We start from the raw sequence: 26,715 nt of genomic DNA on the forward strand, positions 1-26,715 counted from the left end.
AGAGGACTGAATGAGCGAGACGCGCGAACCGGCCCAGTGGCACGGGACGACGATCATGATGGTGCGCAAGGGCGGCAAGGTGGTGATTGCCGGTGATGGCCAGGTGTCCCTCGGCCAGACCGTGATCAAACATTCCGCCCGCAAGGTCCGGCCTCTGGCCAAGGGCGAGGTGATTGCCGGGTTCGCCGGGGCGACAGCCGATGCCTTCACCCTGTTTGAACGGCTGGAAGCGAAACTGGAACAATATCCGGGCCAGCTGATGCGGGCCTGTGTGGAACTCGCCAAGGACTGGCGCACGGACCGGTATTTGCGCCGCCTGGAAGCGATGATGCTGGTGGCCGACAAGAATGTGTCGCTGGTGCTGACCGGGACAGGCGATGTGCTGGAGCCGGAAGGTGGCGTCATGGGCATCGGGTCGGGCGGCAACTATGCCCTTGCCGCCGGACGGGCTCTGGCGGAGACCGGCTATGATGCGGAAACAATTGCCCGCAAGGCCATGGCTGTGGCCGCTGAAATCTGCGTCTACACCAATTCCAGCGTCACAGTCGAGGTGCTGGATGCTGCTGAATAGGCCGCGCCGGGCCGGGCACAGGGCTTGTCTCTCATGGCCTTGCCCCGGGGCTGTGTCACCGCGTGCAGCTGCCTGCAGATGCAAGATATGAAGACGGAAGGCGTATCTTAAAAAATGACCGATTTTTCTCCGCGGGAGATCGTATCCGAACTCGACCGCTATATCGTTGGCCAGAAAGATGCCAAGCGCGCCGTGGCGATCGCCCTGCGCAACCGGTGGCGGCGTCAGCAGCTTCAAGGTCAAATGCGTGAGGAAGTGCTGCCGAAAAACATCCTGATGATCGGCCCGACCGGGGTCGGCAAGACGGAGATTTCCCGGCGTCTGGCAAAACTGGCCCATGCCCCCTTCACAAAGGTTGAAGCGACCAAGTTTACCGAGGTCGGCTATGTCGGCCGGGATGTGGAACAGATTGTGCGCGATCTGGTGGAAGCCGGTATTACGCTGATCCGGGACAAGAAGCGCGAAGAGGTCAAGGCCAAGGCCCATGTTCTGGCCGAAGAGCGGGTTCTGGACGCGCTTGTGGGCAGCAATGCCAGCCCGGCGACCCGGGACAGTTTCCGCGCCAAACTGCGCGACGGCGAAATGGACGACAAGGAAATCGAGGTGGAGGTGCGCGCTCAGACGCAGATGCCCAGCTTCGATCTTCCCGGCATGCCTGGCGCAAGCGTCGGGGTGATGAATATGTCCGACCTGCTTGGCAAGGCTTTTGGCGGCCAGACCAAGACCAAGCGGACCACAGTGCGCGACAGCTATGCGTTGCTGATAAATGAAGAATCCGACAAGTTGCTGGACGAGGACAAGGTCGTTGAGGAAGCCATCGCCCTTGTGGAGAATTCCGGCATTGTGTTTCTGGATGAGATCGACAAGATCTGCGCCCGGGAAGGCCGGGCCGGGGCGGATGTCTCCCGCGAAGGGGTGCAGCGCGATCTGTTGCCGCTGATCGAGGGTACGGTCGTGTCCACGAAACACGGCCCGGTCAGGACCGACCACATTCTGTTCATCGCCTCCGGCGCGTTCCATGTGGCCAAGCCCTCCGATCTTCTGCCCGAATTGCAGGGCCGTCTGCCGATCCGGGTGGAATTGCGGGCGCTGACCAAGGAGGACTTCCGGGCCATTCTCACTGAACCGGAAGCCAGCCTGATCAAACAATATGTGGCTCTGCTGGACACGGAAAACGTCAGCTTGTCCTTCACCGAAGACGCAATTGAGGAAATCGCGTCTGTGGCCGTGGACCTGAATGCCTCGGTGGAAAATATCGGAGCCCGGCGCCTGCAGACCGTCATGGAGCGCATCCTGGACGAGATCTCCTTCACCGCGCCGGACCGGTCCGGGGAAACCATCGAGATCACGGCGTCCTTCGTGAAGGACAATATTGGCGATCTGGCCAAGAATGTCGATCTGTCGAAGTTTATCCTGTAAGGCGCAAGCGCAGCGCGTGCCGGGATTTCCCTGCTTGCGATGCGTGAGCGCCGGTGGCAGCATGCACCCATGGTAGCTATTCGGAAAAGCAACGAAGAGGGCCACCGCCGGAAATTTCTGGTCGTGGTTGATGAAACGCCTGAATGCGACAGGGCAATCGTCTATGCGGCAAAGCGGGCGGCACGGACAAGTGGGGTCGTGACACTCGTCTTCGTGATTGCACCGGGCGATTTCCAGCATTGGCTGGGCGTGGAAGACATCATGCGGGCGGAAGCCCTGGAAAAGGCCGAGGCAACCCTCGCCAAGGCCGCCGAGCGGATCCGCTCCGTCGCCCGCACCGAACCGGAAACGGTTGTGCGGGAAGGCACCCAGTCCGAAGAAATACTGGACCTGATCGAGGCCGATGCGGATATCGCGATCCTGGTTCTGGCCGCCAGCACCGGTTCGGAAGGGCCGGGACCGCTGGTCTCCTCCATTGCCGGAAAATCGGCGGGCACGTTCCCGATTCCTGTGACCATCGTGCCGGGCAATCTGGACGATGATTCCATTGCGGCGCTTGCCTGAAACGGCTGCCAGAACCGGGCTGCCTGATCAGTTTTTCTGTGGGATCTTGATCCGGCCAGCCGGACACCTATCTAGTTTTTAACGGTTCCAAACTTCTCCGATTTGCGGTAGAAGAACCCATCGGTGTTTTGCGATGAAGGAGAGGCGCAGGACACCAGCGTTGCCGAGGCGAGAAGAACCGGTGTGTTCCGGCTTGGCGCGCAGTGAACAGGCCGGACAATCTGCCACTTAACGCAGGCTGCCCGTCCGGTGAAGGGACGCGTTGAAAAACGCCAAGGACGACAAAAATGTTTATTCAAACGGAAGCAACTCCCAATCCGGCCACGTTGAAGTTTTTGCCCGGCCGGATTGTTCTGCCCGAAGGCACCTATGATTTCCGCTCGCGGGCCGATGCGGGGGCGTCCCCCCTGGCCGAGAAACTGTTTGATGTTCCCGGTGTAGTGGCCGTGTTTTTCGGCCATGACTTTGTGACCGTCACCAAGGACGACACGGACTGGCAGCACATGAAACCGGCCATTCTCGGGGTGATCATGGAACAGTTCATGTCCGGGCAGCCAGTCATGGCGGCAGGCCAGTCGGAGGATATCGAAGAAGGTGAATTCTTCGAAGACGGCGACGAGGAGACCGTCAATACCATCAAGGAGCTTCTGGAAACACGGGTCCGCCCGGCCGTGGCCCAGGATGGTGGCGACATCACCTTCAAGGGCTTCAAGGAAGGGATTGTGTATTTGTCGATGCGCGGCGCCTGTGCAGGCTGCCCGTCTTCCACGGCAACCCTCCAGCACGGCATCCAGAACCTTTTGCGCCACTTTGTCCCGGAAGTGGAAGAAGTCCGGCCGATCTGACGAATGTCCGAGACGATCCTCAGGGCCCGGCGGCAGCGCCGGGCCTTTTTCGTTTTGGAAACAAATGCCTGAAAGCAGGGATCGGGCTTTCTTTGTGGAGCGCAAGCCCGCAATTGGGCGTAGGTCCAAAGCGCGGCTCGACTCCGGACCGGCAAGAAGGTAGTGGCATAGGCATGCGACTGCTTGCCATCGATACGTCCCTTGCCAATTGCGCTGCGGCCGTCCTTGACGACGGGGCGGCCTCGGCCTGTTTCCGGGCGCTGGGCGAGGAAATCGGCCGGGGCCATGCCGAACGGCTAATGGATATGATCGGCGAGGTGATGGCCGAGAGCTCCACGGCGTTTTCCGGTCTTGACCGGGTCGCGGTGACCGTCGGGCCGGGCAGTTTCACCGGCCTCCGGGTCGGGCTGGCCGTGGCACGCGGCTTTGGCCTGGTGCTGGGCACGCCGGTGGTTGGCATCACGACACTGGCGGCCATCGCCCGGGCCTCGGCGCCTGCCGATGGCGGGGCTCCGGTGCTGGTGGCGCTCACCGGCAAGGCTGACGAGGTCTATTGCCAGGAATTTGATGCTTCCGGCAGCAGCTTGAGCGCAGCCGGTGTGCGCCGCTTGTCTGATCTTGCGGCCACCCTGCCGAAGGGCATAAGATTGGCCGGATCGGCTGCAGACAGTGTCGCGGCGGCGCTTGAACTTTCCGGAGACAGGATCCTGTCCCGGGCCGGCTTTCCCGAAATCCGGGATGTGGCAGAGCTGGGCGTCCTCGCAGACCCGGCCCTTTCCGCGCCGTCGCCGCTTTATCTGCGGCCTCCTGATGCAACGCCTCAAACCCGGGGGAGGATTGAGCGGCAATGAGTTTCTGGTGGTTCTGGACCCAGCCGCCGGTTGTGGAAGACGCGCTGGACGAGGATCTGCCCAAGCTGGCCGGTATCCATGCGGCCTCCTTTGCGAACAAGTGGACGGCGGAAGACCTGGCCCGCATGAAGGGGCAGAGCGGGACATCCATGCTGGTGGCCCGCCGCGCAAGCCCTTATGGCACACGGGCTCCGCTGGGCTTTCTGATCCTGCGCAGCGCGGCCGATGAGGCCGAGGTCATCACGATTGCGGTCGATCCGCGCCAGCGCGGGCGGGGTATTGGAAAGAAGCTGATGGAAGCCGGCCTGTTCCGGCTCTACAGCGACCGGTGCAGTTCTCTCTTTCTGGAGGTTGATGCGGCCAACGAACCGGCGCTGCTGCTCTACCGCAGCCTCGGCTTCCGCCAAGTGGGCGAGCGCAAGGCCTATTATAGCGAGAGCGGCGGCGACGGCACGGCGCTTGTCATGCGCGTGGATCTTCGTTAAGCCGCACTACGCAAAAGACCAAGTCAACAAGCAGGCAGCAACTTCATGGCGGATGAACGGCACTCCACGCTGGCGGACATGTGCATTGAAAAAGGCATGCGCATGACGGAGCAGCGCCGGGTCATTGCAAGCGTTCTGGAGCAGGCTTCCGAAGAACATCCGGATGTGGAAGAGCTGTACCGCAGGGCGGTGGCGATTGATCCGGGCATTTCCATTTCGACCGTCTACCGGACCGTGAAACTGTTTGAAGATGCCGGCATGATCGAACGGCACGACTTCCGCGACGGCCGCTCCCGCTATGAAACCGTTCCCGATGAGCATCACGATCATCTGATTGATCTGCGCAGCGGCCGGGTGATTGAATTCCGCAGCGAGGAAATTGAGGCGCTGCAGGATTTCATTGCCAAGAAACTCGGCTACAAGCTTGTTGATCATCGGCTGGAGCTTTACGGTGTCCCACTGGAGGGCTCCAAGAGCGAGCAGAATGATAGCTAACCTGAAAGCCGCGTGGCTTGTGTTTGTCCTGACCCTTGTGTCCCTCGTGCTGATCCCGCTGCAATGGCTGGCGGTCAGGTTTGACCTGGCCCTCAAGACCCGTCTGCCGCAGATCTGGCACCGGATCGCAACCCGCCTTGTGGGTATCAAGATCAGCACGGTGGGCCGCCCGGCTGCGGACCGGCCGCTTCTGATCACCGCCAATCACGCCTCCTGGGTCGACATTACAGTGATCGGCTCCCTGATGCCCCTGTCCTTCATCGCCAAATCGGAAGTGTCCGGCTGGCCGGTTTTCGGGCTTTTTGCAAAATTGCAGCGTACGGTGTTCGTGAACCGCACCCGCCGCTCTGAAACCGGCAAGGTGGCCAGCCAGATCGCAGAGCGCATAAGGCAAGGAGATGCCATGGTGCTGTTTGCCGAAGGCACCTCCAATGACGGCAACAGTGTTCTGCCGTTCCGTTCCGCGCTTCTAGGGGCTGCCACCCGGGCATTGGGCGAAAGCGAAGACGGCAAGGTCTGGGTGCAGCCGCTCTCCATTGCCTATCAGGGCTTTTATGGCCTGCCCATGGGCCGCGCGCACCGGCCCCATGTGGCCTGGTATGGGGATATGGAACTGGCGGGCCATCTTTGGGGGATCTTCTCAAGAGGCGCGCTGGATGTGATCGTGAGCTGGGGCACGCCCATTGCCATTGACAGAGCAACTGACCGCAAGGCGCTGAGCTTGCGCCTGGAACGGGAAGTGCGGGCGCTGACTTTGGCCTCGTTGCTGCAAAAGCCGGTCGATCAGGCCGATTTCGGCGAGCCGGAGCAGAACGGGTTCTTCTCATTGGATGAAAAAACGGCTAAAGGTGGCGCCTGACGAAAGGGGACTGCCCCAAAGGACCAGCCGCAGCCCGGCGGTCTGCGGGACAAGGCAGCGCTGCTGAAGCGGCATGACGCGGTTTTGGAAGACATCCCCTGCACCGGTTACCGAGACAGGACGGCCACAGACAAGGCCACGAGGAGCGAATGGAAAGCCGCCCGGACAAAGACAGTGAGACGACCGCCAGCGCCGTTTCCCCGGCCGAGACCGGCACAAAAAACGGCAGCAACATGCGTAAGGTGTTCATGCGCACCTATGGCTGCCAGATGAATGTCTATGACAGTGAGCGCATGACCGATGTGCTGGCTCCCGAAGGCTATCAGACCACCGAGGACCTGGAAGACGCGGATCTGGTGATCCTGAACACCTGTCACATCCGGGAAAAGGCGGCGGAAAAGGTTTATTCCGAGCTGGGCCGGATCCGCAAGGTCAAGGAAGAGCGTGCCAAATCCGGCAAGGACATGATGGTCGGCGTGGCCGGCTGTGTCGCCCAGGCGGAAGGAGCTGAGATTTCCCGGCGTGCACCGATTGTCGATCTGGTCGTCGGCCCGCAAAGCTACCACCAGCTGCCAGGGCTTCTGGACAAGGCGCGGGCGGGCAAGCGCATCGTTGAGACCGAATTTGATATTGATGCGAAATTCGACCACCTGTCGGCGCGGGCGCAAAAGCCGGTTCTCAAGCGTCCTCCAGCCGCGTTTCTGACGGTTCAGGAAGGTTGCGACAAGTTCTGCACCTTTTGCGTGGTGCCATATACGCGCGGGGCGGAAGTCTCCAGATCCGTGGCACAGATCGTGGACGAGGCCGAACGCATGGCCGCCTCCGGCGTGCGCGAGGTCACGCTGCTGGGCCAGAATGTGAACGCCTATCACGGCGAGGCACCGGATGGAGGGACCTGGAGCCTTGGGCGTCTGCTGCACCGGCTGGCCGAAATCGATGGGCTCGACCGGCTGCGCTATACCACCAGCCATCCGCGTGACATGGATGATGAATTGATCGAGGCGCACCGGGACCTGAAAAGCCTGATGCCTTATCTGCATCTTCCCGTTCAGTCCGGATCGGACAAGATTCTGAAAGCCATGAACCGCCGTCACACCCGCGAGGACTATTTCCGTCTGATCGACCGGATTCGCGCCGCTGCGCCCGATCTGGCCTTGTCAGGCGATTTCATCGTCGGTTTTCCGGGCGAAACGGATCAGGATTTTGAGGATACGATGGACCTGATCCGCCGGGTGGAATACGGCTCGGCCTTTTCCTTCAAGTATAGCCAGCGTCCCGGCACACCCGGGGCGGCCATGGAGGATCAGCTGCCGGAAGAAGTGAAATCCGCCCGCCTGGCCGAGCTGCAAACGCTGGTCAGCGCGCAGCAAAAGGCCTTCAATGCCTCGCGCAAGGGCATGGTTTGCGACGTGCTTCTGGAAAAAAAGGGCCGTAACGCGGGCCAGCTTGTTGGCAAGTCCCCCTGGCTGCAGCCGGTGCAGATTGATGCAGCGGAGGATCTGATCGGCTCGATACAAGCGGTGGAAATCATCGAGATCGGATCTAATTCTCTGTTCGGGCGGCTGATTGGGAGGCAAGATAATCTTGAGAATCCCCAGCCGGTTCCGGCCGCGCTCTAAAGGAGACGTCATTTGACGCGCGACAGTTCTTCTTCGTCCCGCAAGCAATCGGATCCCTCGACCCCGGCCGGGCTGGCCTCCGACATGACCCATATCGTTCTTGCTTTTGAAGACAACCGGCTGATTGGTGATCTCTTCGGCCAGTTCGACCAGAACCTGGCCCTGATTGAGCAGCGGCTCGGGGTGGATGCGATTGCGCGCGGCAATCAGGTCACCTTGAAGGGCTCCGAAACGGCCTGCACCCAGGCGCGCACGGCGCTTGAGGCGCTTTATCAGCGCCTGCTGCAGGGCCAGGAAATCCATCCGGGCGATGTGGACGGTGCCCTCAGGATGGCAGCGGCGGCCGATGCCCAATTGCCCCTGCCGACGCTGGAGCCCAAATCGCGGCTGGCCTTTGCCCAGATTGCAACCCGGCGCAAGACCATTGTGGCGCGCACCCCGACCCAGGACGCCTATATCCGGTCCATGGACCGGGCCGATCTCATTTTCGGCACGGGTCCGGCGGGCACCGGCAAGACCTTTCTGGCGGTGGCCTATGCCGCAGCCCTTCTTGAGCGGGGCGATGTGGCCCGGCTGATCCTGTCCCGCCCGGCCGTCGAAGCGGGTGAGCGCCTGGGTTTCCTGCCCGGGGAAATGAAGGACAAGGTCGACCCTTATCTGAGGCCGATCTATGATGCGCTTTATGAAATGATGCCGGCGGAGAAAGTCGACCGGGGGCTCCAGTCCGGCATGATTGAGGTGGCGCCGCTCGCCTTCATGCGTGGCCGCACCTTGTCAAATGCGGTTGTGCTGCTGGATGAAGCGCAGAACACCACGTCCATGCAGATGAAAATGTTCCTGACCCGCCTTGGGGAAGGCTCGAAGATGATTGTCACCGGCGATCCCAGCCAGATCGACCTGCCCTCGGGCCAGAAATCCGGTTTGCGCGAAGCGCTGGGCCTTCTGACCGACATTCCGGCCGTTGCCCATATCCGATTCAACGAACAGGACGTGGTGCGTCATGAGCTGGTGGGCCGGATCGTGACTGCCTATGACAATGCGTCGCGCGAAGAATCCGAAGCGCGCGAGCGGCGCTATGAGGCGCGGCGGCGCGAGTCGGAGGCGGACGCTGCCCAATAGGCGCCGTCCGGCCTGAAGATGAACGGAGTTGAGACCACCGGAATGGCCCTGCCAGCGGGATTTCAGATCGACCTGTCACGGGAGGCCGGCAACTGGCCTGACGAGACAGAGCTGCTGCGCCTGTCTGAACGCGCTATCGCGGCGGCCTTTGCCGGAGCGGATCTTCAGGCGCTTGCGACTTCGGAAGTCTCGCTGGTGTTTACGGATGATGCGGCGATCCGGAAGCTGAACGGCCAGTGGCGGGACAAGGACAAGCCGACCAATGTTCTGTCCTTTCCCGGCAGCGACCCGCAGGGTGAGGTCTATGGCCCGCTTCTCGGGGACATTGTTTTTGCCTTTGAAACGGTCCAGCGCGAAGCGCAGGAAATGGGAGTTGAATTTTCAGACCATCTTTCCCATCTCACCGTTCATGGTTTGCTTCATCTTTTCGATTATGACCACCAGGACGATGAAGAAGCCGAATTGATGGAACGTCTGGAAAAGATCATTTTGGCATCGATAGGTATAGATGACCCCTATGCGGACAGTCCTCTTGTGGCAGACAGCGGTTAGGTGGCATCATGGGGCATGACACTCTTGTTTTGATAGATGATGAACGCAGTTGAACCGCAAAGTCCGGCAGGCGACGCGAAAGCCGCCGGCACGGGGCACTCTCCGGACGGAGAAGACCCGCAAGAGACCAAGCCGCAGCGGACTGCGGCCTTTCTCGAAAATCTCAAACGCATGCTGCGCTTGGGGCGTCAGTCCTCGAGCCTGCGCGAAAATCTGGAAGACGAGCTGGCGCGCGGCGGCAGTGGCGACACCGCGTTTTCGCCCGAAGAGCGCTTGCTGCTCGGCAATATTCTGCGCCTGCGGGAATTGCGCGTCGATGATGTCATGATCCCGCGGGCCGACATTGATGCGGTCGATGTCGATACCAGCTTGAGCCGCCTGATGGAGCTGTTCCAGAAGAGCGGCCATTCCCGCATGCCCGTCTATGAAGAGACGCTGGATGATCCGCGCGGCATGGTCCACATCAAGGATCTGATGAGTTTCATTGCCGAACAGGGCTGCAGCCGTCTTCCCGAGGGGGCGGAGGACGCCGCCGCTGGCAGCGCGGCCGTGTCTTCGGAAACAGGTTCTTCCGTTCAGGGAACATCCGGGAGTGGCCATGGTGGCAACGGGTCAGGCCGCAAGGGGCACAACAGCCCGGACCTGGACCTGTCCTGTGTGGACTTGTCGGTCTCCCTTAAGGAAACGGACCTTGTGCGCGAGTTGCTCTTCGTCCCGCCTTCCATGCCCGCCCCGGACCTGATGGCCAAAATGCAGGCAGGCCGGATCCAGATGGCGCTGGTGATCGATGAATATGGCGGCACGGACGGTCTGGTGTCGCTGGAGGACCTTGTGGAAGAGGTCGTGGGTGACATTGAAGACGAACATGATGAGGATGAGGAGGCCATGCTGGCCCCGTCCGGGGAAGGGGGCTGGATTGCGGACCCGCGTTTGCCTCTGGAAGATGTCGACAAGGCGCTTGGCACCCGTTTGACCGAGGGCGAGATTTCTGAAGATGTCGATACGCTGGGCGGGCTTCTTTATGTCTCCATTGGCCGGGTTCCGGTGCGCGGCGAATTGCTGTTTGTTCCCGGGGAAATGCCGGGCTTCGAATTTGAGATCATGGATGCGGATCCCCGGCGGATCAAACGGTTGAAGATCCGCCGTAGGCGGGCTGAACCCCGGCCGCAGGAGCTGCGCCGGCGGCCGAAGAAGGCGGAGCCTGCACCGGCGGACGCCGCCGCAGAGCCCCGGACTACGTCTGAAGAGGTGGCGGCGGACAAGACACCGCCTTCCAGCGGCAGCGCCTGATCCCAATCGGGATTGGTGCTGGGCGGTTCCCGGAGCGGGGCTCGGCGCTCCGGGATCAAAGCGTTTTGCCTGTTACGCGGAAATCTCTGGATTTCAGGCTGCGAAAGGCAAATCCAATGAAATGCGGTGTGCGCTAAAAGCGCTTTGGGTGTGCTTTTCAAAGCGTTGCCGGACATTTTGCCTTGACCCCCCTGCGGGGGAGCCGACAAATCTCCAAATCGCATTTGGGGATCGGTTTTGATGAATTGGCTCTCGTACAGGCTGAGTTTTCTGCCAAACACGTTCTTGCTCGCCTGGGGGCTGCAACGGCGCCTCCTATGCATCCTTCTGGGCGCGGCAACAGCCTTTGCGCTGCCACCCTACAACTTGTCTGTGGTCTTGCTGATTGCCTTTCCCTGCCTTGTCTGGCTTCTGGATGGCGCCATCGAGCCGGGGCGCGGACGGGTCTGGGCGCGGGTCCGCACCGGCTTTGCCCTTGGCTGGTTGTTCGGCTTTGGCTATTTCCTCTCCGGACTGTGGTGGATCGGAACCGCCTTTCTGGTGGATGGGGACCGGTTTGCCTGGTTGATGCCCTTTGCCGTTGTGGCCATGCCGGTCGGGCTGGCCCTCTTTACCGGCGCGGGGGTTGCACTGGCGGCCGTGTTCTGGAGCGGCCGGTTTCAGCGGATCTTGCTGCTGGCTGCCTGCCTGACCTTGTCGGACTGGGTCCGTGGCCATGTCCTGACCGGCTTTCCCTGGAACGCGTTCGGATATGGGGTGTCCGGCGTATTGCCGCTGACACAGATTGCCAGCCTGGTGGGGCTTTACGGACTGACTTTTCTTGTGGTTGCCATTGCGGCAACACCGGCCGTGCTTGCGGACACCCGGCCCTTCACCCAGCGGGCCGGAGCGGTGTCCCTGGCCGCTGGCGCCCTTGTCCTTGTGGCCGTCTTTGGCTGCCTCCGCCTCTGGATGCTTGCTCCGGTGGACTCTGATCTCGACATCCGCATCGTGCAGCCGGCAATTGATCAGGCGGACAAGTGGCGGCCGGAACTGAAGGACGGGATCTTCCGCACCTATCTCGACATGACGGAAGCGCCTTTGGGCGGCAACGCACGGGTCGGGCAGCAGAGGCTGGTTGTGTGGCCCGAATCAGCTGTGCCGTTTTTGCTGACCCAGGAGCCCGGTGCGCTGTTCAAAATCGGCAACGCCCTGGGGGAAAACAGTGAACTTGCCACCGGAGCGGTACGTTCTGAGCCGGGAACGCAAAAAAACGAATACTTCAACAGTATTTACCTGATCGCAAATGACGGCACTGTTGAAGGGTTCTACGACAAGATGCGGCTGGTTCCTTTCGGGGAATTCGTACCTTTGAAACCCTTGCTGGAAACGCTCGGGATTTCCAGTCTTGCGGGTCCTCTGGAGGGCTTCGAAGCCGGATATCAGCGCCGGGTGCTGTCAACTTCGGCGGGTACCGGATTTCTGCCACTTATTTGTTATGAAGTGATTTTTCCGGGTCTTGCTGGCGAAGTGACCGGAAATACGGCGTTTTTGTTGAACGTGACAAATGATGCATGGTTCGGGCGCACGCCGGGGCCATACCAGCATTTCGAGCAGGCCCGTATGCGCGCAATCGAGACCGGGTTGCCCGTCGTAAGGGCTGCAAATACCGGTATATCTGCCATTGTTGATGGGGCGGGAAACATTGTAGGACAACTACCTATTTTCGAGCGTGGTGTGCTTGATGTGAAGCTTCCGCAGGGTTTAAGCAGGACTATCTACGTAAAATTTGGCGATCTTCCTGTGCTCTTTATTTCGATAACACTTGTGGGATTTGCGTGTTTTTCACGCTGCAACCAGAACTCGCGTGAAAATTGATGTTTTTTGTTTGAGTTGAGTGATTAAAGTGTGATACAACCGTGAAATAGCCGATTGAAGGTTATTCATGTGCAAGTGAAGGGTTGCGGGCTTTCTTCAATTTTCCGGGTCTGGTGGGAGGATCAGGAAGAGCTTGTACTAACTAAAGCGAGCGGACATTCGCCGCGAGAAAAAGAAAGAGCGACGTACATGCCCAGTAAGAAGTCTCCAAATCCAATTGATATACATGTTGGAAGCCGCGTCCGTCTTCGCCGGATGATGCTTGGTATGAGCCAGGAAAAACTGGGTGAGAGCCTCGGCATCACCTTCCAGCAGATTCAAAAATATGAAAAAGGCACGAACCGCATTGGCGCCAGCCGCCTGCAGCATATTGCCACCATTTTGAAAGTCCCCGTTTCCTTCTTCTTTGAAGATGCTCCGGGCACCCCGGAAGAAGCCGAAGGCTTCGGAGAGACACAGCCGACCTCTTATGTGGTCGATTTCCTGTCATCTTCGGAAGGGTTGTCCCTGAACAAGGCCTTTGTCCGCATCGAGGACCCGAAGGTCCGCCGCCGGATCGTTGACCTGGTCCGTTCCCTGGCCGGCGATGAGTGATAAAAAAACACAACACGCTTGACGCGGCCTGGATCTTCTAAGATTGATGCACATGAAGCGGCGAATGTCATTCGCCGCTTCTGTCATATTCATTCCCAGAAGGACGATCGCCAATGGCACGTCAGAATTACCTGTTCACTTCCGAGTCTGTGTCCGAAGGGCACCCGGACAAAGTCTGCGACCGTATTTCCGATGCGGTTGTTGATGCCTATCTCAAGGAAATGCCCGAAGCACGTGTGGCCTGCGAAACCCTGGCGACCACCAACCGCATCGTGATTGCGGGCGAAACCCGGGGTCCGGCCACCATCACAAATGACTATATTGCCCATCTTGCTCGCATGGCCGTAAAGGATATCGGCTATGAGCAGGACGGCTTCCATTGGGAAACCTGCGACATCGCGGTGCATCTCCATGCTCAGTCTGCCCATATCGCCCAAGGGGTTGATGCTGGCGGCAACAAGGATGAGGGCGCCGGCGACCAGGGCATCATGTTCGGCTATGCGTGCCGCGAGACCGAAGAGCTGATGCCAGCCCCGATCCTTTATTCTCACAAAATTCTGCGTCTTCTGGCGGAGGCTCGCAAGTCCGGCACGGAGCCGGTGCTGGGCCCGGATGCCAAGAGCCAGGTGACCGTGCGCTATGAAAACGGTGTGCCCGTGGCGGCCACCTCCATCGTTTTGTCCACCCAGCATCTCGACCCGGCGCTGACGTCGGAGGACGTGCGCAAGATCGTTGAGCCCTATATCCTGACGGCGCTGCCCGACGGCTGGATCAGCAACGAGACTGAATGGCACGTGAACCCGACCGGCGCCTTCGTGATTGGTGGTCCTGACGGGGACGCTGGCCTGACCGGCCGCAAGATCATTGTCGACACCTATGGCGGGGCCGCGCCCCATGGCGGCGGTGCCTTCTCCGGAAAGGACCCGACCAAGGTGGACCGTTCGGCGGCCTATGCGGCCCGCTATCTTGCAAAGAATGTGGTGGCGGCCGGCCTGTCGGACCGCTGCACCATCCAGCTGTCCTATGCCATCGGCGTCTCCGATCCGTTGTCGGTCTATGTGGACCTGCACGGTACGGGCCGCTGCGATGAAACGCGTCTGGAAAAGACCCTGCGCGAGGTTATGGGCCTGAGCCCGCGGGGTATCCGCGAGCACCTGAAGCTGAACAATCCGATCTATGAGCGCACCGCGGCTTATGGCCATTTCGGCCGTCAGCCGGACGCTGATGGCGGTTTCAGCTGGGAAAAGACCGATCTCGTTGACGCCCTGCGCCCGCTTGCGGGATAAGCTGTCCGAAGCGTCGCGACGACCGAAACACAGGATCGCCGGCCATGTGCTGGCGATCTTCTGATTTTTGGAGCGGATATTCCCGGATTGCTGACAAGGCCGTTGCGGGAGTGGAAGCTGTTTGAAGTGCCTGTTTTGAAATGACTGACCGTTACGAAGGTTCCTTTTTTGGCCGCCGGAAAGGCAAGCCGCTCAGCCCGCGCCGCGAGGCGCTAATGGAAACGGAATTGCCGCGTCTGGCGCTGGATCTGGACGTGCCTGCGCCTGCGGACCTGACGGATCTGTTTGAAGCTGATGTGACCGGGGTCTGTCTTGAGGTCGGCTTTGGTGGCGGGGAGCATCTCCTGCACCGGGCGCGCACCCAGCCGGGTACGGGCTTTATCGGCGTGGAGCCGTTTGTCGGCAGCATGGCCAAGGCGGTCACGGCTGTTGTCGAAGAGGGCTTGAAGAATATCCGCCTCTATGATGATGACGCGGTCAATGTGCTCGACTGGCTGCCGGAAGCCTCGCTGGATCTGGCCTATCAGCTCTATCCGGATCCCTGGCCGAAAAAGCGCCACTGGAAGCGCCGGTTCATCAATGCGGACAATCTGACCCGCTATGCCCGTGCCTTGAAGCCGGGCTGTGAGTTCCGCTTTGCCAGTGACATCGACACCTATATCGACTGGACCTTGCGCCACTGCCGCGACCATGACGCTTTCGACTGGACCGCGCAGACCGCGCGGGACTGGAAGGAGCCCTGGCAGGGCTGGCCGGGGACCCGCTATGAAGCCAAGGCGGTCCGGGAAGGCCGCCGGGGGCGGTATCTGACCTTCCGCAGGCGTGAACAGGCCTGAGCCCGGCTTCCAGGGTTGGGCTCTGAACGGGGCGGGGCGGTCTCACAATTGAGATTGCTGTTAACGGCTGTTGGAAGTTCTTTTTGGGATTTGGCGCGAGGGTCTTGCGTTTTGCCCGGCTTTGGCGTTATACAGCCGGTGTTTCACCTCAAACGGCTTATCTGAGCATTTTGAGAGTGGGCCCGCCGGGGACCCGCTCTTTTTTGCTTAAGCACAGCCGGAAACACGCCGCCCGGCAGGGAGCCTCATTGGAACGGCGGCGGGGCCTTAGCGGAGCTGACGGCCGAAGACGGTTTGAACAGGAGCCAGGTGTGAGCGCACACGAACCAAGACTTGTCACGGAACAGGGCCTCGATGCCCGTGTTGCGGCCATTGTGGAGCCGGTCATCGAAGACCTTGGGTTCCGTCTTGTGCGTACCAAGATCAGCGCGGCCAACGGGTGCACGCTGCAGATCATGGCCGAGCGCCCCGATGGCACCATGACAGTTGAAGATTGCGAGGCGGTCAGCCGGGCGGTCTCGCCCGCCCTAGATGTGGAAGATCCGATCAACCGGGCCTATCATCTGGAAGTCTCGTCTCCCGGTATCGACCGCCCTCTGGTGCGGGCCGGTGATTTCGAGCGCTGGGCAGGCCATGAGCTGAAAGTGGAAATGGCCGTGATGCTTGACGGCCGCAAGCGCTTTCGTGGCACGCTGCTCGGCGCCGGGAATGGTGCAGCGCAGGTGCGCCTTCCCGATGTGAAGGACGGCGATCAGGACACGGTGCTGCTGCCGCTGGAAAATATCGGCGAGGCCAAGCTCGTGCTCACCGACGATTTGATTACCGCTGCGCTTCAGGCCGAAAAAGCGGCCCTTGCGGCGCGCGGCCAGGAAGACGAGCTGACACAGGACAATACGCCCAACTAAGCCGTCGAGGCTGACGGGCAGGACAAACGCGCCACCAAGACCAAGGCCCGAACCTGGCGCAAGAGGAGTGGAATATGGCAATCAGCGCGAACCGGCTGGAACTGCTGCAAATTGCGGATGCGGTTGCCCGGGAGAAGTCGATCGACCGGATGATCGTGATCAACGCTATGGAAGATGCGATCCAGAAGGCGGCCCGCTCCCGCTATGGCACGGAAACCGAAGTGCGCGCCGAGATCAATCCGAAGACCGGCGAGATCCGGCTGCAGCGCCTGCTTCAGGTGGTTGAGGCCGTGGAAAACGTGTCGACGGAAATCGCGCTGGAAGACGCACAGTCCCGCAACCCGGAAGCCAGTCTGGGCGATTTCATTGCCGAGCCGCTGCCGCCGCTGGATTTCGGCCGGATCGCCGCGCAGTCCGCAAAGCAGGTGATCGTGCAGAAAGTGCGCGAAGCAGAGCGCGACCGCCAGTATGACGAATTCAAGGACCGGGTCGGTGAAGTCATCAATGGTGTCGTCAAGCGGGCTGAATATGGCAACGTCATCGTGGATCTGGGCCGCGGCGAAGGCATTGTGCGCCGGGACGAGCTGATCCCGCGCGAGATCTTCCGCACCGGCGACCGGATCCGGGCCATCATCTATGATGTCCGCCGCGAGCAGCGCGGCCCGCAGATCTTCCTGTCGCGCACCCATCCGCAATTCATGGCCAAGCTGTTCGCCCAGGAAGTGCCGGAAATCTATGATGGCGTCATCGAAATCAAGTCCGTGGCCCGTGATCCGGGCTCCCGCGCCAAGATCGCGGTGATCTCCAAGGATTCTTCCATCGACCCGGTCGGGGCCTGTGTGGGGATGCGCGGCAGCCGCGTTCAGGCCGTTGTCGGCGAGCTGCAGGGCGAGAAGATCGACATCATTCCGTGGAACGAAGAAGCCGCGACTTTCATCGTCAACGCACTCCAGCCGGCAGAAGTTGCCAAGGTTGTGCTTGACGAGGACGCGGAACGGATCGAAGTTGTGGTGCCCGATGACCAGCTGTCGCTTGCCATCGGCCGGCGCGGTCAGAATGTGCGTCTTGCTTCCCAGCTCACGGGCTGGGCGATTGACATCATGACCGAGCAGGAAGAATCCGACCGCCGTCAGAAGGAATTCCTGGAGCGCTCGCAGCTCTTCATGGAAGCCCTTAACGTTGATGAGATGGTTGGCCAGCTTCTGGCAACGGAAGGCTTTACCTCCGTTGAGGAAGTTGCCTATGTGGAGATTGAGGAAATCTCCATGATCGAAGGTTTCGACGACGATACGGCCGTGGAGATCCAGGCCCGTGCCCGGGATTACCTGGGCGAACTGGAAGCCAAGCTTGATGAAGAGCGGATCGCCCTCGGGGTCTCCGACGATCTGCGCTCCGTCGACGGCATCACTACGGCGATGCTGGTGGCCCTCGGCAAGGACGACATCAAGTCGATGGAAGATCTGGCCGGTTGTGCCGCCGACGATCTGGTCGGCTGGACCGAACGCAAGGACGGTGAAACCAAACGTTTTGAAGGCGCCCTGTCCGCGTTTGACGTCTCCCGGGCGGATGCCGAAAACATGGTGATGGCAGCCCGTATCGCAGCCGGCTGGGTCACTGAGGAAGAGCTGGCTGCCCAGGCTGCCGCTGAGGTGGAAGAGGCCGAGGAAGAGATTGAAGAGGCCGTTGAAACGGTCGAGGAAGAAGCGCCAGCCGGTGCCATTTTGAACGGCTGAACGGGGCGGCCGCCTCGTGAGTTTCCTGCAGCCCAGTGGGGGCAGGACAGCCCGGCGGCTTTGAAGACGGTCAATGGTGCCAGGCTCAACCGGGCCCGGTTCACCGGATGATCTGAAGGAAAGAAGGACTGACCGGCGGCCTGCGGAGACAACGGGGCAAAGGGTCGGCCGGTCTGAAGGAGTGGCGGCGTGCCAAGGAAGAATGACCCGACCGAGCGGCAATGTGCCGTTACGCGGGAGGTTCAGCCCGTCAGCTCGCTGATCCGGTTCGTGCTTGATCCTGAGGGTGAGGTGGTTCCGGATCTGAAGCGGGTGCTTCCGGGGCGCGGCGTTTGGGTGACGGCTGTGCGCGAAAGTGTCGCGGCGGCCGAGACCGGCCGGAAAAAGGTGTTTGGACGGGGTTTCAAGTGTGAGGCTCGTGTCACGCCGGGGCTGGCGGACCGTGTGGATGCGCTGATGGAACGGGCCGCGCTGCAAGCGTTGTCCATGACGCGCAAGGCCGGAGAGCTGGTGACCGGCTATGCAAAAGTTGAAGCGGCCTTGCGGCGGGATGCCGTGGCCGGGTTGATCCACGCCTCGGATGCGTCCGGGGACGGGATCCGCAAGCTGGCGGCGGTGGCCGCCGGCAGACAGGAACTGGCAAACGGATTTCAAACCGTCCGTTTGTTCGATTCGACCCAATTGGATTTGGCATTGGGCCGGTCAAATGTGATACATGCTGCACTGCTTGCGGGACAGGCGAGTGAAAACTTTCTTGCACGGGTACGTGACATGGAGCGTTTTCGCGGTTATTCCGCAGCGAGCGACGAAAAGAGCAACGCGTAGCAGGGCGGTTGCGCAGGACTGAAGGCAATATGAGCGATACGAAAAATCCAGGCGACAAGACAATCAGCGTTGAGCGTGGCAAGACGCTTGGGCTCAAGCGGGGTGGTGGCGACCAGGGAACGGTCCGCCAGTCCTTTTCGCATGGCCGGTCAAAAGCAGTCGTCGTGGAAAAGAAAAAGCGCCGTGTTGTGATCCCGGGGCAGGAGCCGAAACCGGAAGCGCCCGCACCGACCACACAGCGCCTTGAAAAGCCGTCCGAAGCGCCGCGCAAACCCCAGCAGCCCGATCCGCAGCAGGCCAAGCAGGCCCGCCGCTCTGCTTCCGGTCAGCGCCAGAAGGGCAATGGCAACGTTCTGCGCACCTTGACCAAGGAAGAAGCGGCCGCTCGCGCTGCCGCGCTCCAGATGGCCAAGGAACGCGAGGTCGTTGAGCGCAAGCAGCGCGAAGAGGATGAGAAGCGCCGGGCAGTGGAAGCTGAACAGCGCAAGGCCGAAGAAGAAGCCCGGGCCAAGGCCGAGGCGGAAGAACAGGCCAGGCAGGCTGCTGAAGACGCCCGTCTGGCCGAAGAGCGCGCCAAGGCAGCTGAAGCGGAAGCCGCTGCGGCTCCCGTACAGGCAGAGGCCAAGGCCGAGGCATCCAAGCCCGCCAGGACGGATAGCACCCGTGCTCCGGCCCGCCGGCCCGCCCATGATGGCGGCCGCCCGCCGAGCCTGGATGACATGGGTAAGCGCAAGCCTGCCGCGACACCGGCCCGGCCGAAACCCGAAGGGCAGCCCGCTGGCGAAAGCGAAGACCGGGGGGCGAAGAGCCTGCGCACGGTCAAACGGCCGAAACAGGCTCCGGCGCCTGCTGCCCGTCCGCGTGGCGGCGAAGACCGCCGCCGCTCAAAACTGACCATTTCGGCTGCAACCGGCGGGGATGACGGTCAGCGGGCCCGTTCGCTCGCCTCCATGCGCCGCCGCCAGGAAAAGGCAAAACGCGGTCAGCAGCAGGTGGTCCGCGAGAAGATTTCCCGCGAAGTGACCTTGCCCGAGGCGATCACGATCCAGGAGCTGGCCAACCGGATGGCCGAGCGCGCTGTTGACGTGATCAAGCTGCTGATGAAGCAGGGCCAGATGCTGAAGATCAACGACGTGATCGACGCCGATACCGCCGAGCTGATCGCAGAAGAAATGGGTCACACGGTCAAGCGCGTGTCCGAAGCGGACGTGGAAGAAGGCCTTTTCACCCAGGAAGACGAAGATGCCGCTCTGGAGGCGCGTCCTCCGGTCGTTACCATCATGGGCCATGTCGACCATGGCAAGACCTCGCTGCTCGACGCGGTTCGCAAGTCCAAGGTGGTCTCCGGTGAAGCCGGTGGCATCACCCAGCATATTGGCGCTTATCAGGTCGATCAGGACGGTCAGAAGATCACCTTCATCGACACGCCGGGCCACGCGGCGTTCTCGCAGATGCGTGCCCGTGGGGCCAAGTCGACCGATATTGTCATTCTTGTTGTGGCCGCCGATGACGGTGTCATGCCGCAGACCAAGGAAGCCATTGCCCACGCCAAGGCCGCCGATGCGCCGATCATTGTTGCCATCAACAAGATCGACAAGCCGGGCGCCGATCCGAACCGGGTCCGCACCGAGCTTCTCAGCGAAGAGCTGGTGACCGAATCCATGGGCGGTGACGTGATTGACGTGGAAGTCTCCGCGCTCAACGGCACCAATCTCGACAAGCTGCTGGAAATGATCCTGCTGCAGGCCGAGGTTCTGGAACTGAAAGCCAATGCAAACCGCACGGCAGAGGGTATCGTCATCGAAGCCCAGCTCGACCGGGGCCGCGGGCCGGTGGCCACCGTTCTGGTCCAGAAAGGGACTCTCAAGCCGGGCGACATCCTCGTGGCGGGCTCCGAATGGGGCCGTGTGCGCGCGATGCTCGATGAAAACGGCAAGCAGGTGAAGGAAGCCGGACCGGCCAAACCGGTCGAGGTGCTGGGCTTCCAGGGAACGCCGGCTGCCGGTGATCTGGTTGCTGTGGTCGAAAACGAGGCCCGTGCCCGCGAGATCACCGATTACCGTCAACGACAGATCCGCGAAAAAGCCTCCGTGGTGGCCTCCGGCGCCCGTGGCTCGCTGGAGCAGATGATGAACCGTCTGCAGGAAACCGGCCGCAAGGAATTCCCCCTGGTGCTGAAAGCGGACGTGCAAGGCTCGGCAGAAGCAATTGCCCAGGCCTTGAACGAACTCGGCAACGAGGAAGTCGGCGCCCGCATTCTTCTGTCCGGTGTCGGTGGCATCACCGAAAGCGACATCACACTGGCGGCGGCCTCCAACGCACCGATCCTCGGCTTCAACGTGCGTGCCAACAAACAGGCCCGCGAAGCGGCGGCCCGGGACGGCATTGAGGTGCGCTACTACAACGTGATCTACGATCTGGTGGATGACATCAAATCGGCCATGTCCGGCCTTCTGTCGCCGGAGCGGCGCGAAACCTTCCTCGGCAATGCGGAGATCAAGGAGATCTTCCACATTTCCAAAGTGGGCAAGGTCGCCGGCTGTCTGGTCACCGAAGGGATCGTGGAACGCGGTGCCAATGTCCGCCTGATCCGCGACGATGTCGTGATCCACGAAGGCGAGCTGGGCACGCTCAAGCGCTTCAAGGACGAGGTCAAATCGGTCGAATCCGGTCAGGAATGCGGCATGAACTTCGTCAAGTACCAGGATATGCGTGCGGGTGACATCATCGAATGTTTCCGTGTGGAGCAGATCGCAAGAACGCTCTGACCTGCGTCAGACATCAAATTGAAACGGATGTCAGCGGCTTATTGGCTTAAGCCGCTGACAGTGTATCTGGTCACGGGTGTTTCTGCCGTGTCATGGCTGCCACGCTCATGCCCCGGAGCGCCTCCAGACGTTTCCGGGAACGCGATGGCGGCGGCGGCGGAGCCCGCCCGGCAGGCCCATCCCCGGCTCCGGGTCCGCATTGGCCAGCGATGCAAGGACAACAACTATGGCAAGACATCACGGTCAGGACAGCCGTGGACCGTCTCAGCGCCAGCTGAAGGTTGGCGAGACGGTGCGCAAGGAACTGTCCGACATTCTCACACGGGGCGAGTTTTCCGATCCGGATCTGGACGGGGCCATCGTCACCATTCCCGAAGTGCGCATGACCCCGGATCTACGGCTTGCGACCTGCCTTGTCATGCCGCTGGGCGGCAAGAACGCGGACAAGGTGGAAAAGGCCCTCAACCGCTGCGCCAAATATTTACGCGGCCAGGTGTCCCGGCGCCTGACCATGAAATACATGCCGGACCTGCGCTTCGTCCTGGATACCCGCTTTGATGATGACGACCGTATCGGCACGCTGCTTCATTCGCCAGGCGTCTCTCGGGATCTCGGCGAGGACGAAACGCACGAGGACTGATTTTGCCCGCTGCGCGACTGAAACTCTCTGCTTGCCGCCCCTGCGCAGGCAGGGAACCAGTCGTCATTGACTTGAAATTTTGACACGCCGTGAAGACCGGGCGTACTGAACTCCGGTCTCTCGCGAGGCTCGGGCCCCGGGGTGACAAGCAGGCGGCTGCAGATCCACCAGCTTGGCTGTTCAACAAACGAATTCAATATGGCACGCCAGAAACAGATCAAACGCAAGAAGAACACCATCAATGGCTGGCTTGTGCTCGACAAGCCCTATGGCCTGACGTCCAACGAGGCGCTTGGCCGGATCAAGCGGATTTTCTCGCCGCAGAAAGTCGGTCATGCGGGGACACTGGACCCAAGGGCCTCCGGTTTGCTGCCGGTCGCCCTTGGCGAGGCCACCAAAACCGTGCCCTTTGTCATGGACGGGCGCAAGGTCTACCGGTTCGAGGTGACCTGGGGGGCTGAGACCAACACGGATGACACGGAGGGCGACGTGGTTGCCACATCCGACATCCGCCCGCAAACTGAGGATATCCTGGCGGTTCTGGGGGAATTTGTCGGCACGATCCTGCAGGTGCCGCCGAAATTCTCCGCCATCAAGGTTGGTGGTGAACGGGCCTATGACCTGGCCCGTGACGGGGAAGAGGTGGAGCTGGAGGCCCGTCCGATCGAGGTGCACCGGCTGGAGCTGGTCGAAAGACCGGACGAGGACAGGGCCGTCTTTGAAGCCGAATGCGGCAAGGGAACCTATGTGCGCGCCCTGGCGCGCGACCTTGGCCGCCGCCTTGGCACCCATGGCCATGTGACGGACCTGCGCCGCCTGCTGGTCGGCCCGTTCGGAGAGGACGATCTGATCGCGTTGGACGAGTTGCTGGAGGCAGCCGAAGAGCTTGAAGAGGGCGAGGGCGTCAATGCCCTGATTGAGGAATTTGTTCTGCCCGTGCGCGAGGCCATGGAAGACCTGGTCGAAGTACCGGTCTCGCTGGATGATGCGGCCAAGATCCGCAAAGGCATGGCCGTTCTTCTGCGCGGCCGCGATGCTCCTCTGAACACGGAGGTTGCCTTTGCCAGCCACGCTGAAGTGCCGGTTGCCATCGGCTCTATTGACAAGGGCCGTTTCCAGCCAAGCCGGGTTTTCAACCTTTAAGGGACCTTCAATCCCAAGGTCACAGAAGATGTTATTGATTGTTGGCAACTGACGGGGCCAAAAGCCCCTTGTCGCGGTAGAATTTGATGGCGCCCGGATGCAAGGGCACAGTCAGGTTCCGGCTTAGATCTGTTTCCTTGAGCCGGATCAGACTTGGATGGCTGTCTGTGAGTTCGTCGAAATGCGCGTAGAGGACAGTCAAAAGCTCATAGACCAGGTCATCTGAAACATGGGTGCTGGCCAAAAGCGTGCTGCGAGCACCAAATGTATAAATTACCTCCTCTTGTCCGGCATAGGTATGCGCCGGAATCTCCATCTTTTGATAGGAGGGCTTTTCTTTCATGAAGTCCCAAATCAGATCTCCTTTGATGTCCAGAAAATCCAGGGGGACTGTTTCAGACAATTTGACAATGGAATGTGAAGGAAAGCCGACAGTGTAGAAGAAGGCGTCAAGTTCTCCGCTGGTGAGTTTTTGCAAGGCCTTGCCTTGCAAGAGGCCACTGGCACTCAGGTCGCGTTTCAGGTCCAGATCATAAAGATCCAAAACGGTCAACGCGTTTTTCCGCTGGCCTGAGGCGCGGTTTCCGACGCTGATGTTGTGGCCCTTTAAATCCGCGATGGTCTGTATCCCGGCCGCTTCCCGGGCAATCAGATGGACCGCTTCCTCATGAAGGGACGCCACACTTCGAATGTTCCGGACCGGTCCGTCAGACCACTCCTCAACGCCGTTCCAGGCGTTCCATTGGAGATCGGACTGTGCCAGCCCAAACTCGATGAGCCCGTTTTCAAGAGCGTTTATGTTAAACGCTGAACCGAACCCCGAACGGCTGTGGCATCTTTTACCTTTTTCTGCCTGCTGGTTGACAAATCTGCACAACTCTTCAGCTATGTGAAAGTACACGCCCGCTATCGATCCGCCAGAAATCGAAAATGCACGCGTGCCCTCAGCCGATCCGGATCGCGGAATGGCGCAAATCAGAGCAACGAAGACAGATAGGTATATCCTGTACATATTGTGGCTTACGAAAGTGGAATTTGAACACGATATCGCGAATTGATAATTCTGTAAATGGGAGTGGTTTCGGTGTGAAAACGAAGGTGATGTTGATTGTTATTTCTTCGTTGGCTTTGTTTTATCTAGTGCCGATCTCGGTAAATTCAAAGGAATATTTCGACAAGTATTATGTCGTTATCCACGAATCAGCGCCTTTCAACATTGTCGAGCAGTGGAACGGTGTCGAGGGCTATAGTGGTGTTTATGTTGATGCCATCACCGAGGTCAGCAAACGCACCGGCCTTGAGCTAGAATTTGTAAACGTCTCGCCTGCCAGGGCTTTGGCAATGATGAAAAGCGGTCAGGCGGATATGATGCTTGGGCCGGTCTGGAATCCGGAAAATGCCGCGAATATGGAGTTCCTGGATGCGCCGCTGCCTTCCGAAGATCTCGTGTTCCTGATGGCAGACACCAGTCTCGACATCTCGTCTTACGAAGATCTTATGGAGCGGCAAATCGGTGTGCTGCGGTCGGCTCGGTATCTTGATTTCTTTGACTATGATGCACGCCTCCGGAAATACGAACTTTCATCCTTTGAAGAAGGCGCGCGAATGCTCGAACTTGGCCGCCTTGATGTAATGATCGTTCCAGAACACCAAGCGAACTACATCATGCAGCAGCCAAACAATAAGTTGAAGAAGGCGGCTTTTTCCGCGCAAGGATCGCCGTCCTACATCACGATCTCTCGGAATTCGAACTTGCTGGACCGTAGAGAGATGATTGAAAACGTCTTCAGGGAGCTCAATTCGGAAGGCTATTTTGAGCGATTGCTGCGAGTGTATTTTTTGCCCTAAGGATTTATCTGTTTGGGGCGTTTCGGTACGAAAAAACCGCCGGACATGGCCGGCGGGTAAAATCGTTTCCAATCTCAACCGGATCAGTTGATGAGGAACTCTCCAAGATTTTCCTGCTTAATGAGTTTGTAGGGCACCCAATCATAAGCAGTGTCCCATTGCGTGGTGTAACTTTTGTGGTTAGCGCGGGCATCGCTTCGCTGCGCGAAGGCTCCGCTCAGCCCGCGCTAACCACAAAAGTTACACCACGCGACGGGACACTGCTGCAGGTCACCCATCATCACCTCGCCGGCAAGTTCGCGCTCCCCGGCATCTTCAAGGATCAGAACCTCTTCTTCAACCGCGAGAAAATGCTGCCAGGCGTTGCGCAGGTCAGCCGCCAGCTTTGCTTCCGGCCCGCTTGTCTCAATCAGTGCGGAATAATTCGACCAGGCCTCAGAAAACGCCTGCTGGGTTTTCTTGGCATCGTTTACGATCGAATTGCGAAGATGGTCAGAGGTCGCATAGTGACGAAGAAGATCATCATTTTGCAGCTTCTGACTCATGCGCGCCATGTCGCCGAGAATGGTGACAGCATCCATTTCAGTGCGCAGGTGAGTTGTCGTGTCGCTCATGAAGCCGATGCGATTGAGCGCAAAGCCTCCCAAAGCAACGGTAAATAACAATAGCAAAGAAAAGCTTAGGATAAGCTTGGATTTAATCGTCAGGTTTCGCATGGTCGTATCCCGTCGGTCGAATTCAGCGAGATATTGAATGCTAAAATTAAAAAAACTGAATTTTTAAATCGATTTAATAAGTAAGAAAATTCAATGTTACTTTTTACAAGGGTGTGAATAAAGTAAGTGATTTTGCGAGTTTAAGCTTTTCAAGTATAGTCCGGATGAGGTGTGGTGATGCCTTTGCCCAAAATTGCATCAAATTTTTCTGGTCAAATCCTTCTTTTTCCGCCATATTCCGCCGCCATTGGGCATTGAGGCTCAATTCGTCCTGCAGAAACCTTTGCTGACCGACATCTCGGCTCTGGCAACTGAAGGATCAGGCCGGTCCTCCGGCAGTTCAATGTGCCTGGTCAACAGGCCACCACTCTTTGAAAGGAAAGAGCGATGTCGATTACTGCAGAGCGTAAAGCTGAACTCATCAAGGAATTTGCGACCAAGGACGGCGACACCGGCTCTCCGGAAGTCCAGGTAGCGATCCTCACCGAGCGCATCAACAATCTGACCGAACACTTCAAGGGTCACGGCAAGGACAACCATTCCCGCCGCGGTCTTCTGAAGATGGTTGCATCGCGCCGGTCCCTTCTGGACTACACGCGTGGCAAAAGCGAAGAGCGCTACAAGTCGCTGATCGAGCGTCTTGGCATTCGCCGCTAAGACAGGCGAGACAGAAGACGCGGTGGGTCTGAACCTGCCGCGTTTTTTTTAGAGCCTTTCCGCCTCTGCAAAGCCGGGCGAACGGCTCTCGAGCACATCGCGATCACCCGGATGCGACCCGGGGTCTGGAAACAAAAAGGTCAAGAAAAAAAGAAAAAAGAGTGAGTTGGAAAAAAAAAAAAGAGCCCCAAAAGGGGGGAAACCAAAAAAAAAAACCCAAAAAGAGGCCAAAAAAAAA

The 26,715-nt window shown here is 59.7% G+C and carries 27 protein-coding genes; 24 read left to right on the forward strand and 3 right to left on the reverse strand.

What is annotated here, in order from left to right:
- The first annotated feature begins 10 nt into the window (after positions 1-10).
- The 22 genes from hslV to truB all read left to right on the forward strand — a co-directional run bounded on the left by hslV (position 11) and on the right by truB (position 23,256).
- Positions 11-571: an ATP-dependent protease subunit HslV gene (hslV, locus tag ACXAIC_RS13925; RefSeq protein ID WP_475180075.1), complete on the forward strand. Its 561-nt coding sequence runs from the start codon at positions 11-13 to the stop codon at positions 569-571.
- A 114-nt stretch (positions 572-685) separates the two neighbouring features.
- On the forward strand, positions 686-1,990 hold the full coding sequence (gene hslU, locus ACXAIC_RS13930; RefSeq protein WP_475180079.1) for an ATP-dependent protease ATPase subunit HslU: 1,305 nt from the start codon (positions 686-688) through the stop codon (positions 1,988-1,990).
- A gap of 69 nt (positions 1,991-2,059) precedes the next feature.
- Positions 2,060-2,554: a universal stress protein gene (locus tag ACXAIC_RS13935; RefSeq protein ID WP_475180081.1), complete on the forward strand. Its 495-nt coding sequence runs from the start codon at positions 2,060-2,062 to the stop codon at positions 2,552-2,554.
- 287 nt (positions 2,555-2,841) lie between these two features.
- Positions 2,842-3,399 carry a NifU family protein gene (locus tag ACXAIC_RS13940; protein ID WP_475180083.1) on the forward strand — a complete coding sequence of 186 codons (558 nt, stop codon included), beginning with the start codon at positions 2,842-2,844 and terminating at the stop codon, positions 3,397-3,399.
- A 173-nt stretch (positions 3,400-3,572) separates the two neighbouring features.
- Positions 3,573-4,250 (forward strand): tRNA (adenosine(37)-N6)-threonylcarbamoyltransferase complex dimerization subunit type 1 TsaB, encoded by a 678-nt coding sequence (gene tsaB, locus ACXAIC_RS13945; protein ID WP_475180087.1) that lies wholly within the window; start codon positions 3,573-3,575, stop codon positions 4,248-4,250.
- A complete protein-coding gene (locus tag ACXAIC_RS13950; protein ID WP_475180092.1) occupies positions 4,247-4,735 on the forward strand; it encodes a GNAT family N-acetyltransferase in 489 nt (162 codons plus the stop codon). Before tsaB ends, ACXAIC_RS13950 begins: the two co-directional genes overlap by 4 nt.
- Before the next feature lie 45 nt (positions 4,736-4,780).
- The gene (locus ACXAIC_RS13955) at positions 4,781-5,230 is read left to right on the forward strand and encodes a Fur family transcriptional regulator (protein WP_475180095.1); all 450 of its coding nucleotides are present in this window, start codon (positions 4,781-4,783) and stop codon (positions 5,228-5,230) included.
- Positions 5,220-6,089, forward strand: coding sequence for a lyso-ornithine lipid O-acyltransferase (gene olsA, locus ACXAIC_RS13960; RefSeq protein WP_475180098.1), 870 nt, complete (start codon positions 5,220-5,222; stop codon positions 6,087-6,089). Before ACXAIC_RS13955 ends, olsA begins: the two co-directional genes overlap by 11 nt.
- A 149-nt stretch (positions 6,090-6,238) precedes the next feature.
- Positions 6,239-7,708: a tRNA (N6-isopentenyl adenosine(37)-C2)-methylthiotransferase MiaB gene (miaB, locus tag ACXAIC_RS13965; RefSeq protein ID WP_475180101.1), complete on the forward strand. Its 1,470-nt coding sequence runs from the start codon at positions 6,239-6,241 to the stop codon at positions 7,706-7,708.
- 84 nt (positions 7,709-7,792) lie between these two features.
- Positions 7,793-8,827: a PhoH family protein gene (locus tag ACXAIC_RS13970; protein WP_475180157.1), complete on the forward strand. Its 1,035-nt coding sequence runs from the start codon at positions 7,793-7,795 to the stop codon at positions 8,825-8,827.
- A gap of 18 nt (positions 8,828-8,845) precedes the next feature.
- Positions 8,846-9,379, forward strand: coding sequence for an rRNA maturation RNase YbeY (gene ybeY, locus ACXAIC_RS13975; protein WP_475180104.1), 534 nt, complete (start codon positions 8,846-8,848; stop codon positions 9,377-9,379).
- A 36-nt stretch (positions 9,380-9,415) separates the two neighbouring features.
- Positions 9,416-10,669 carry a transporter associated domain-containing protein gene (locus tag ACXAIC_RS13980; RefSeq protein ID WP_475180105.1) on the forward strand — a complete coding sequence of 418 codons (1,254 nt, stop codon included), beginning with the start codon at positions 9,416-9,418 and terminating at the stop codon, positions 10,667-10,669.
- Between the two features lie 240 nt (positions 10,670-10,909).
- Complete coding sequence (gene lnt, locus ACXAIC_RS13985) at positions 10,910-12,526, forward strand: apolipoprotein N-acyltransferase (RefSeq protein WP_475180108.1); 1,617 nt, start codon at positions 10,910-10,912, stop codon at positions 12,524-12,526.
- Between the two features lie 189 nt (positions 12,527-12,715).
- Positions 12,716-13,120, forward strand: a complete 405-nt coding sequence (locus ACXAIC_RS13990) for a helix-turn-helix transcriptional regulator (protein ID WP_319387580.1) — start codon at positions 12,716-12,718, stop codon at positions 13,118-13,120.
- A gap of 113 nt (positions 13,121-13,233) precedes the next feature.
- Positions 13,234-14,406, forward strand: a complete 1,173-nt coding sequence (metK, locus tag ACXAIC_RS13995) for a methionine adenosyltransferase (RefSeq protein ID WP_475180112.1) — start codon at positions 13,234-13,236, stop codon at positions 14,404-14,406.
- 140 nt (positions 14,407-14,546) lie between these two features.
- Positions 14,547-15,242: a tRNA (guanine(46)-N(7))-methyltransferase TrmB gene (trmB, locus tag ACXAIC_RS14000; RefSeq protein WP_475180117.1), complete on the forward strand. Its 696-nt coding sequence runs from the start codon at positions 14,547-14,549 to the stop codon at positions 15,240-15,242.
- A 311-nt stretch (positions 15,243-15,553) separates the two neighbouring features.
- On the forward strand, positions 15,554-16,147 hold the full coding sequence (gene rimP, locus ACXAIC_RS14005) for a ribosome maturation factor RimP (RefSeq protein WP_475180121.1): 594 nt from the start codon (positions 15,554-15,556) through the stop codon (positions 16,145-16,147).
- 74 nt (positions 16,148-16,221) lie between these two features.
- On the forward strand, positions 16,222-17,880 hold the full coding sequence (nusA, locus tag ACXAIC_RS14010) for a transcription termination factor NusA (RefSeq protein ID WP_475180123.1): 1,659 nt from the start codon (positions 16,222-16,224) through the stop codon (positions 17,878-17,880).
- Between the two features lie 189 nt (positions 17,881-18,069).
- Complete coding sequence (locus ACXAIC_RS14015; RefSeq protein ID WP_475180125.1) at positions 18,070-18,705, forward strand: RNA-binding protein; 636 nt, start codon at positions 18,070-18,072, stop codon at positions 18,703-18,705.
- 29 nt (positions 18,706-18,734) lie between these two features.
- Positions 18,735-21,473 carry a translation initiation factor IF-2 gene (gene infB, locus ACXAIC_RS14020; RefSeq protein WP_475180128.1) on the forward strand — a complete coding sequence of 913 codons (2,739 nt, stop codon included), beginning with the start codon at positions 18,735-18,737 and terminating at the stop codon, positions 21,471-21,473.
- Between the two features lie 226 nt (positions 21,474-21,699).
- Entirely contained in the window at positions 21,700-22,113 is a 414-nt protein-coding gene (gene rbfA / locus ACXAIC_RS14025) for a 30S ribosome-binding factor RbfA (protein WP_475180132.1), read from the forward strand.
- 198 nt (positions 22,114-22,311) lie between these two features.
- On the forward strand, positions 22,312-23,256 hold the full coding sequence (gene truB / locus ACXAIC_RS14030) for a tRNA pseudouridine(55) synthase TruB (protein ID WP_475180135.1): 945 nt from the start codon (positions 22,312-22,314) through the stop codon (positions 23,254-23,256).
- 31 nt (positions 23,257-23,287) lie between these two features.
- Here truB and ACXAIC_RS14035 read toward each other — a convergent pair whose 3' ends face one another.
- The gene (locus ACXAIC_RS14035) at positions 23,288-24,268 is read right to left on the reverse strand and encodes a TAXI family TRAP transporter solute-binding subunit (RefSeq protein ID WP_475180137.1); all 981 of its coding nucleotides are present in this window, start codon (positions 24,266-24,268) and stop codon (positions 23,288-23,290) included.
- A 74-nt stretch (positions 24,269-24,342) separates the two neighbouring features.
- Here ACXAIC_RS14035 and ACXAIC_RS14040 point away from each other — a divergent pair, with 74 nt between their 5' ends.
- Positions 24,343-25,104 (forward strand): substrate-binding periplasmic protein, encoded by a 762-nt coding sequence (locus tag ACXAIC_RS14040; RefSeq protein ID WP_475180140.1) that lies wholly within the window; start codon positions 24,343-24,345, stop codon positions 25,102-25,104.
- A gap of 227 nt (positions 25,105-25,331) precedes the next feature.
- On the opposite strand, the gene ACXAIC_RS14045 is transcribed toward ACXAIC_RS14040, so the two are convergent.
- The gene (locus ACXAIC_RS14045; protein WP_475180141.1) at positions 25,332-25,820 is read right to left on the reverse strand and encodes an MCP four helix bundle domain-containing protein; all 489 of its coding nucleotides are present in this window, start codon (positions 25,818-25,820) and stop codon (positions 25,332-25,334) included.
- Between the two features lie 387 nt (positions 25,821-26,207).
- On the opposite strand from ACXAIC_RS14045, the gene rpsO reads away from it, so the two are divergent.
- A complete protein-coding gene (gene rpsO / locus ACXAIC_RS14050) occupies positions 26,208-26,477 on the forward strand; it encodes a 30S ribosomal protein S15 (RefSeq protein WP_475180144.1) in 270 nt (89 codons plus the stop codon).
- Positions 26,478-26,525: 48 nt separating this feature from the next.
- Here rpsO and ACXAIC_RS14055 read toward each other — a convergent pair.
- The coding region (locus ACXAIC_RS14055; protein ID WP_475180145.1) for a hypothetical protein at positions 26,526-26,715 on the reverse strand (190 nt) is incomplete at its 5' end.

The organism is Roseibium sp. AWQ4_254 (genome assembly GCF_056161025.1).

Coding starts and splice junctions, on each gene's coding strand:
- ACXAIC_RS13980 (WP_475180105.1), top strand. CDS start 9,416: ATGATGAACGCAGTTGAACCGCAAAGTCCGGCAGGCGACGCGAAAGCC.
- olsA (WP_475180098.1), top strand. CDS start 5,220: ATGATAGCTAACCTGAAAGCCGCGTGGCTTGTGTTTGTCCTGACCCTT.
- ACXAIC_RS13950 (WP_475180092.1), top strand. CDS start 4,247: ATGAGTTTCTGGTGGTTCTGGACCCAGCCGCCGGTTGTGGAAGACGCG.
- ACXAIC_RS14035 (WP_475180137.1), bottom strand. CDS start 24,268: ATGTACAGGATATACCTATCTGTCTTCGTTGCTCTGATTTGCGCCATT.
- ACXAIC_RS13935 (WP_475180081.1), top strand. CDS start 2,060: ATGGTAGCTATTCGGAAAAGCAACGAAGAGGGCCACCGCCGGAAATTT.
- ybeY (WP_475180104.1), top strand. CDS start 8,846: ATGAACGGAGTTGAGACCACCGGAATGGCCCTGCCAGCGGGATTTCAG.
- ACXAIC_RS13970 (WP_475180157.1), top strand. CDS start 7,793: ATGACCCATATCGTTCTTGCTTTTGAAGACAACCGGCTGATTGGTGAT.
- nusA (WP_475180123.1), top strand. CDS start 16,222: ATGGCAATCAGCGCGAACCGGCTGGAACTGCTGCAAATTGCGGATGCG.
- ACXAIC_RS13955 (WP_475180095.1), top strand. CDS start 4,781: ATGGCGGATGAACGGCACTCCACGCTGGCGGACATGTGCATTGAAAAA.
- ACXAIC_RS14045 (WP_475180141.1), bottom strand. CDS start 25,820: ATGCGAAACCTGACGATTAAATCCAAGCTTATCCTAAGCTTTTCTTTG.
- tsaB (WP_475180087.1), top strand. CDS start 3,573: ATGCGACTGCTTGCCATCGATACGTCCCTTGCCAATTGCGCTGCGGCC.
- ACXAIC_RS13940 (WP_475180083.1), top strand. CDS start 2,842: ATGTTTATTCAAACGGAAGCAACTCCCAATCCGGCCACGTTGAAGTTT.
- ACXAIC_RS13990 (WP_319387580.1), top strand. CDS start 12,716: ATGCCCAGTAAGAAGTCTCCAAATCCAATTGATATACATGTTGGAAGC.
- trmB (WP_475180117.1), top strand. CDS start 14,547: ATGACTGACCGTTACGAAGGTTCCTTTTTTGGCCGCCGGAAAGGCAAG.
- miaB (WP_475180101.1), top strand. CDS start 6,239: ATGGAAAGCCGCCCGGACAAAGACAGTGAGACGACCGCCAGCGCCGTT.
- infB (WP_475180128.1), top strand. CDS start 18,735: ATGAGCGATACGAAAAATCCAGGCGACAAGACAATCAGCGTTGAGCGT.
- lnt (WP_475180108.1), top strand. CDS start 10,910: ATGAATTGGCTCTCGTACAGGCTGAGTTTTCTGCCAAACACGTTCTTG.
- rbfA (WP_475180132.1), top strand. CDS start 21,700: ATGGCAAGACATCACGGTCAGGACAGCCGTGGACCGTCTCAGCGCCAG.
- rpsO (WP_475180144.1), top strand. CDS start 26,208: ATGTCGATTACTGCAGAGCGTAAAGCTGAACTCATCAAGGAATTTGCG.
- hslU (WP_475180079.1), top strand. CDS start 686: ATGACCGATTTTTCTCCGCGGGAGATCGTATCCGAACTCGACCGCTAT.
- truB (WP_475180135.1), top strand. CDS start 22,312: ATGGCACGCCAGAAACAGATCAAACGCAAGAAGAACACCATCAATGGC.
- metK (WP_475180112.1), top strand. CDS start 13,234: ATGGCACGTCAGAATTACCTGTTCACTTCCGAGTCTGTGTCCGAAGGG.
- hslV (WP_475180075.1), top strand. CDS start 11: ATGAGCGAGACGCGCGAACCGGCCCAGTGGCACGGGACGACGATCATG.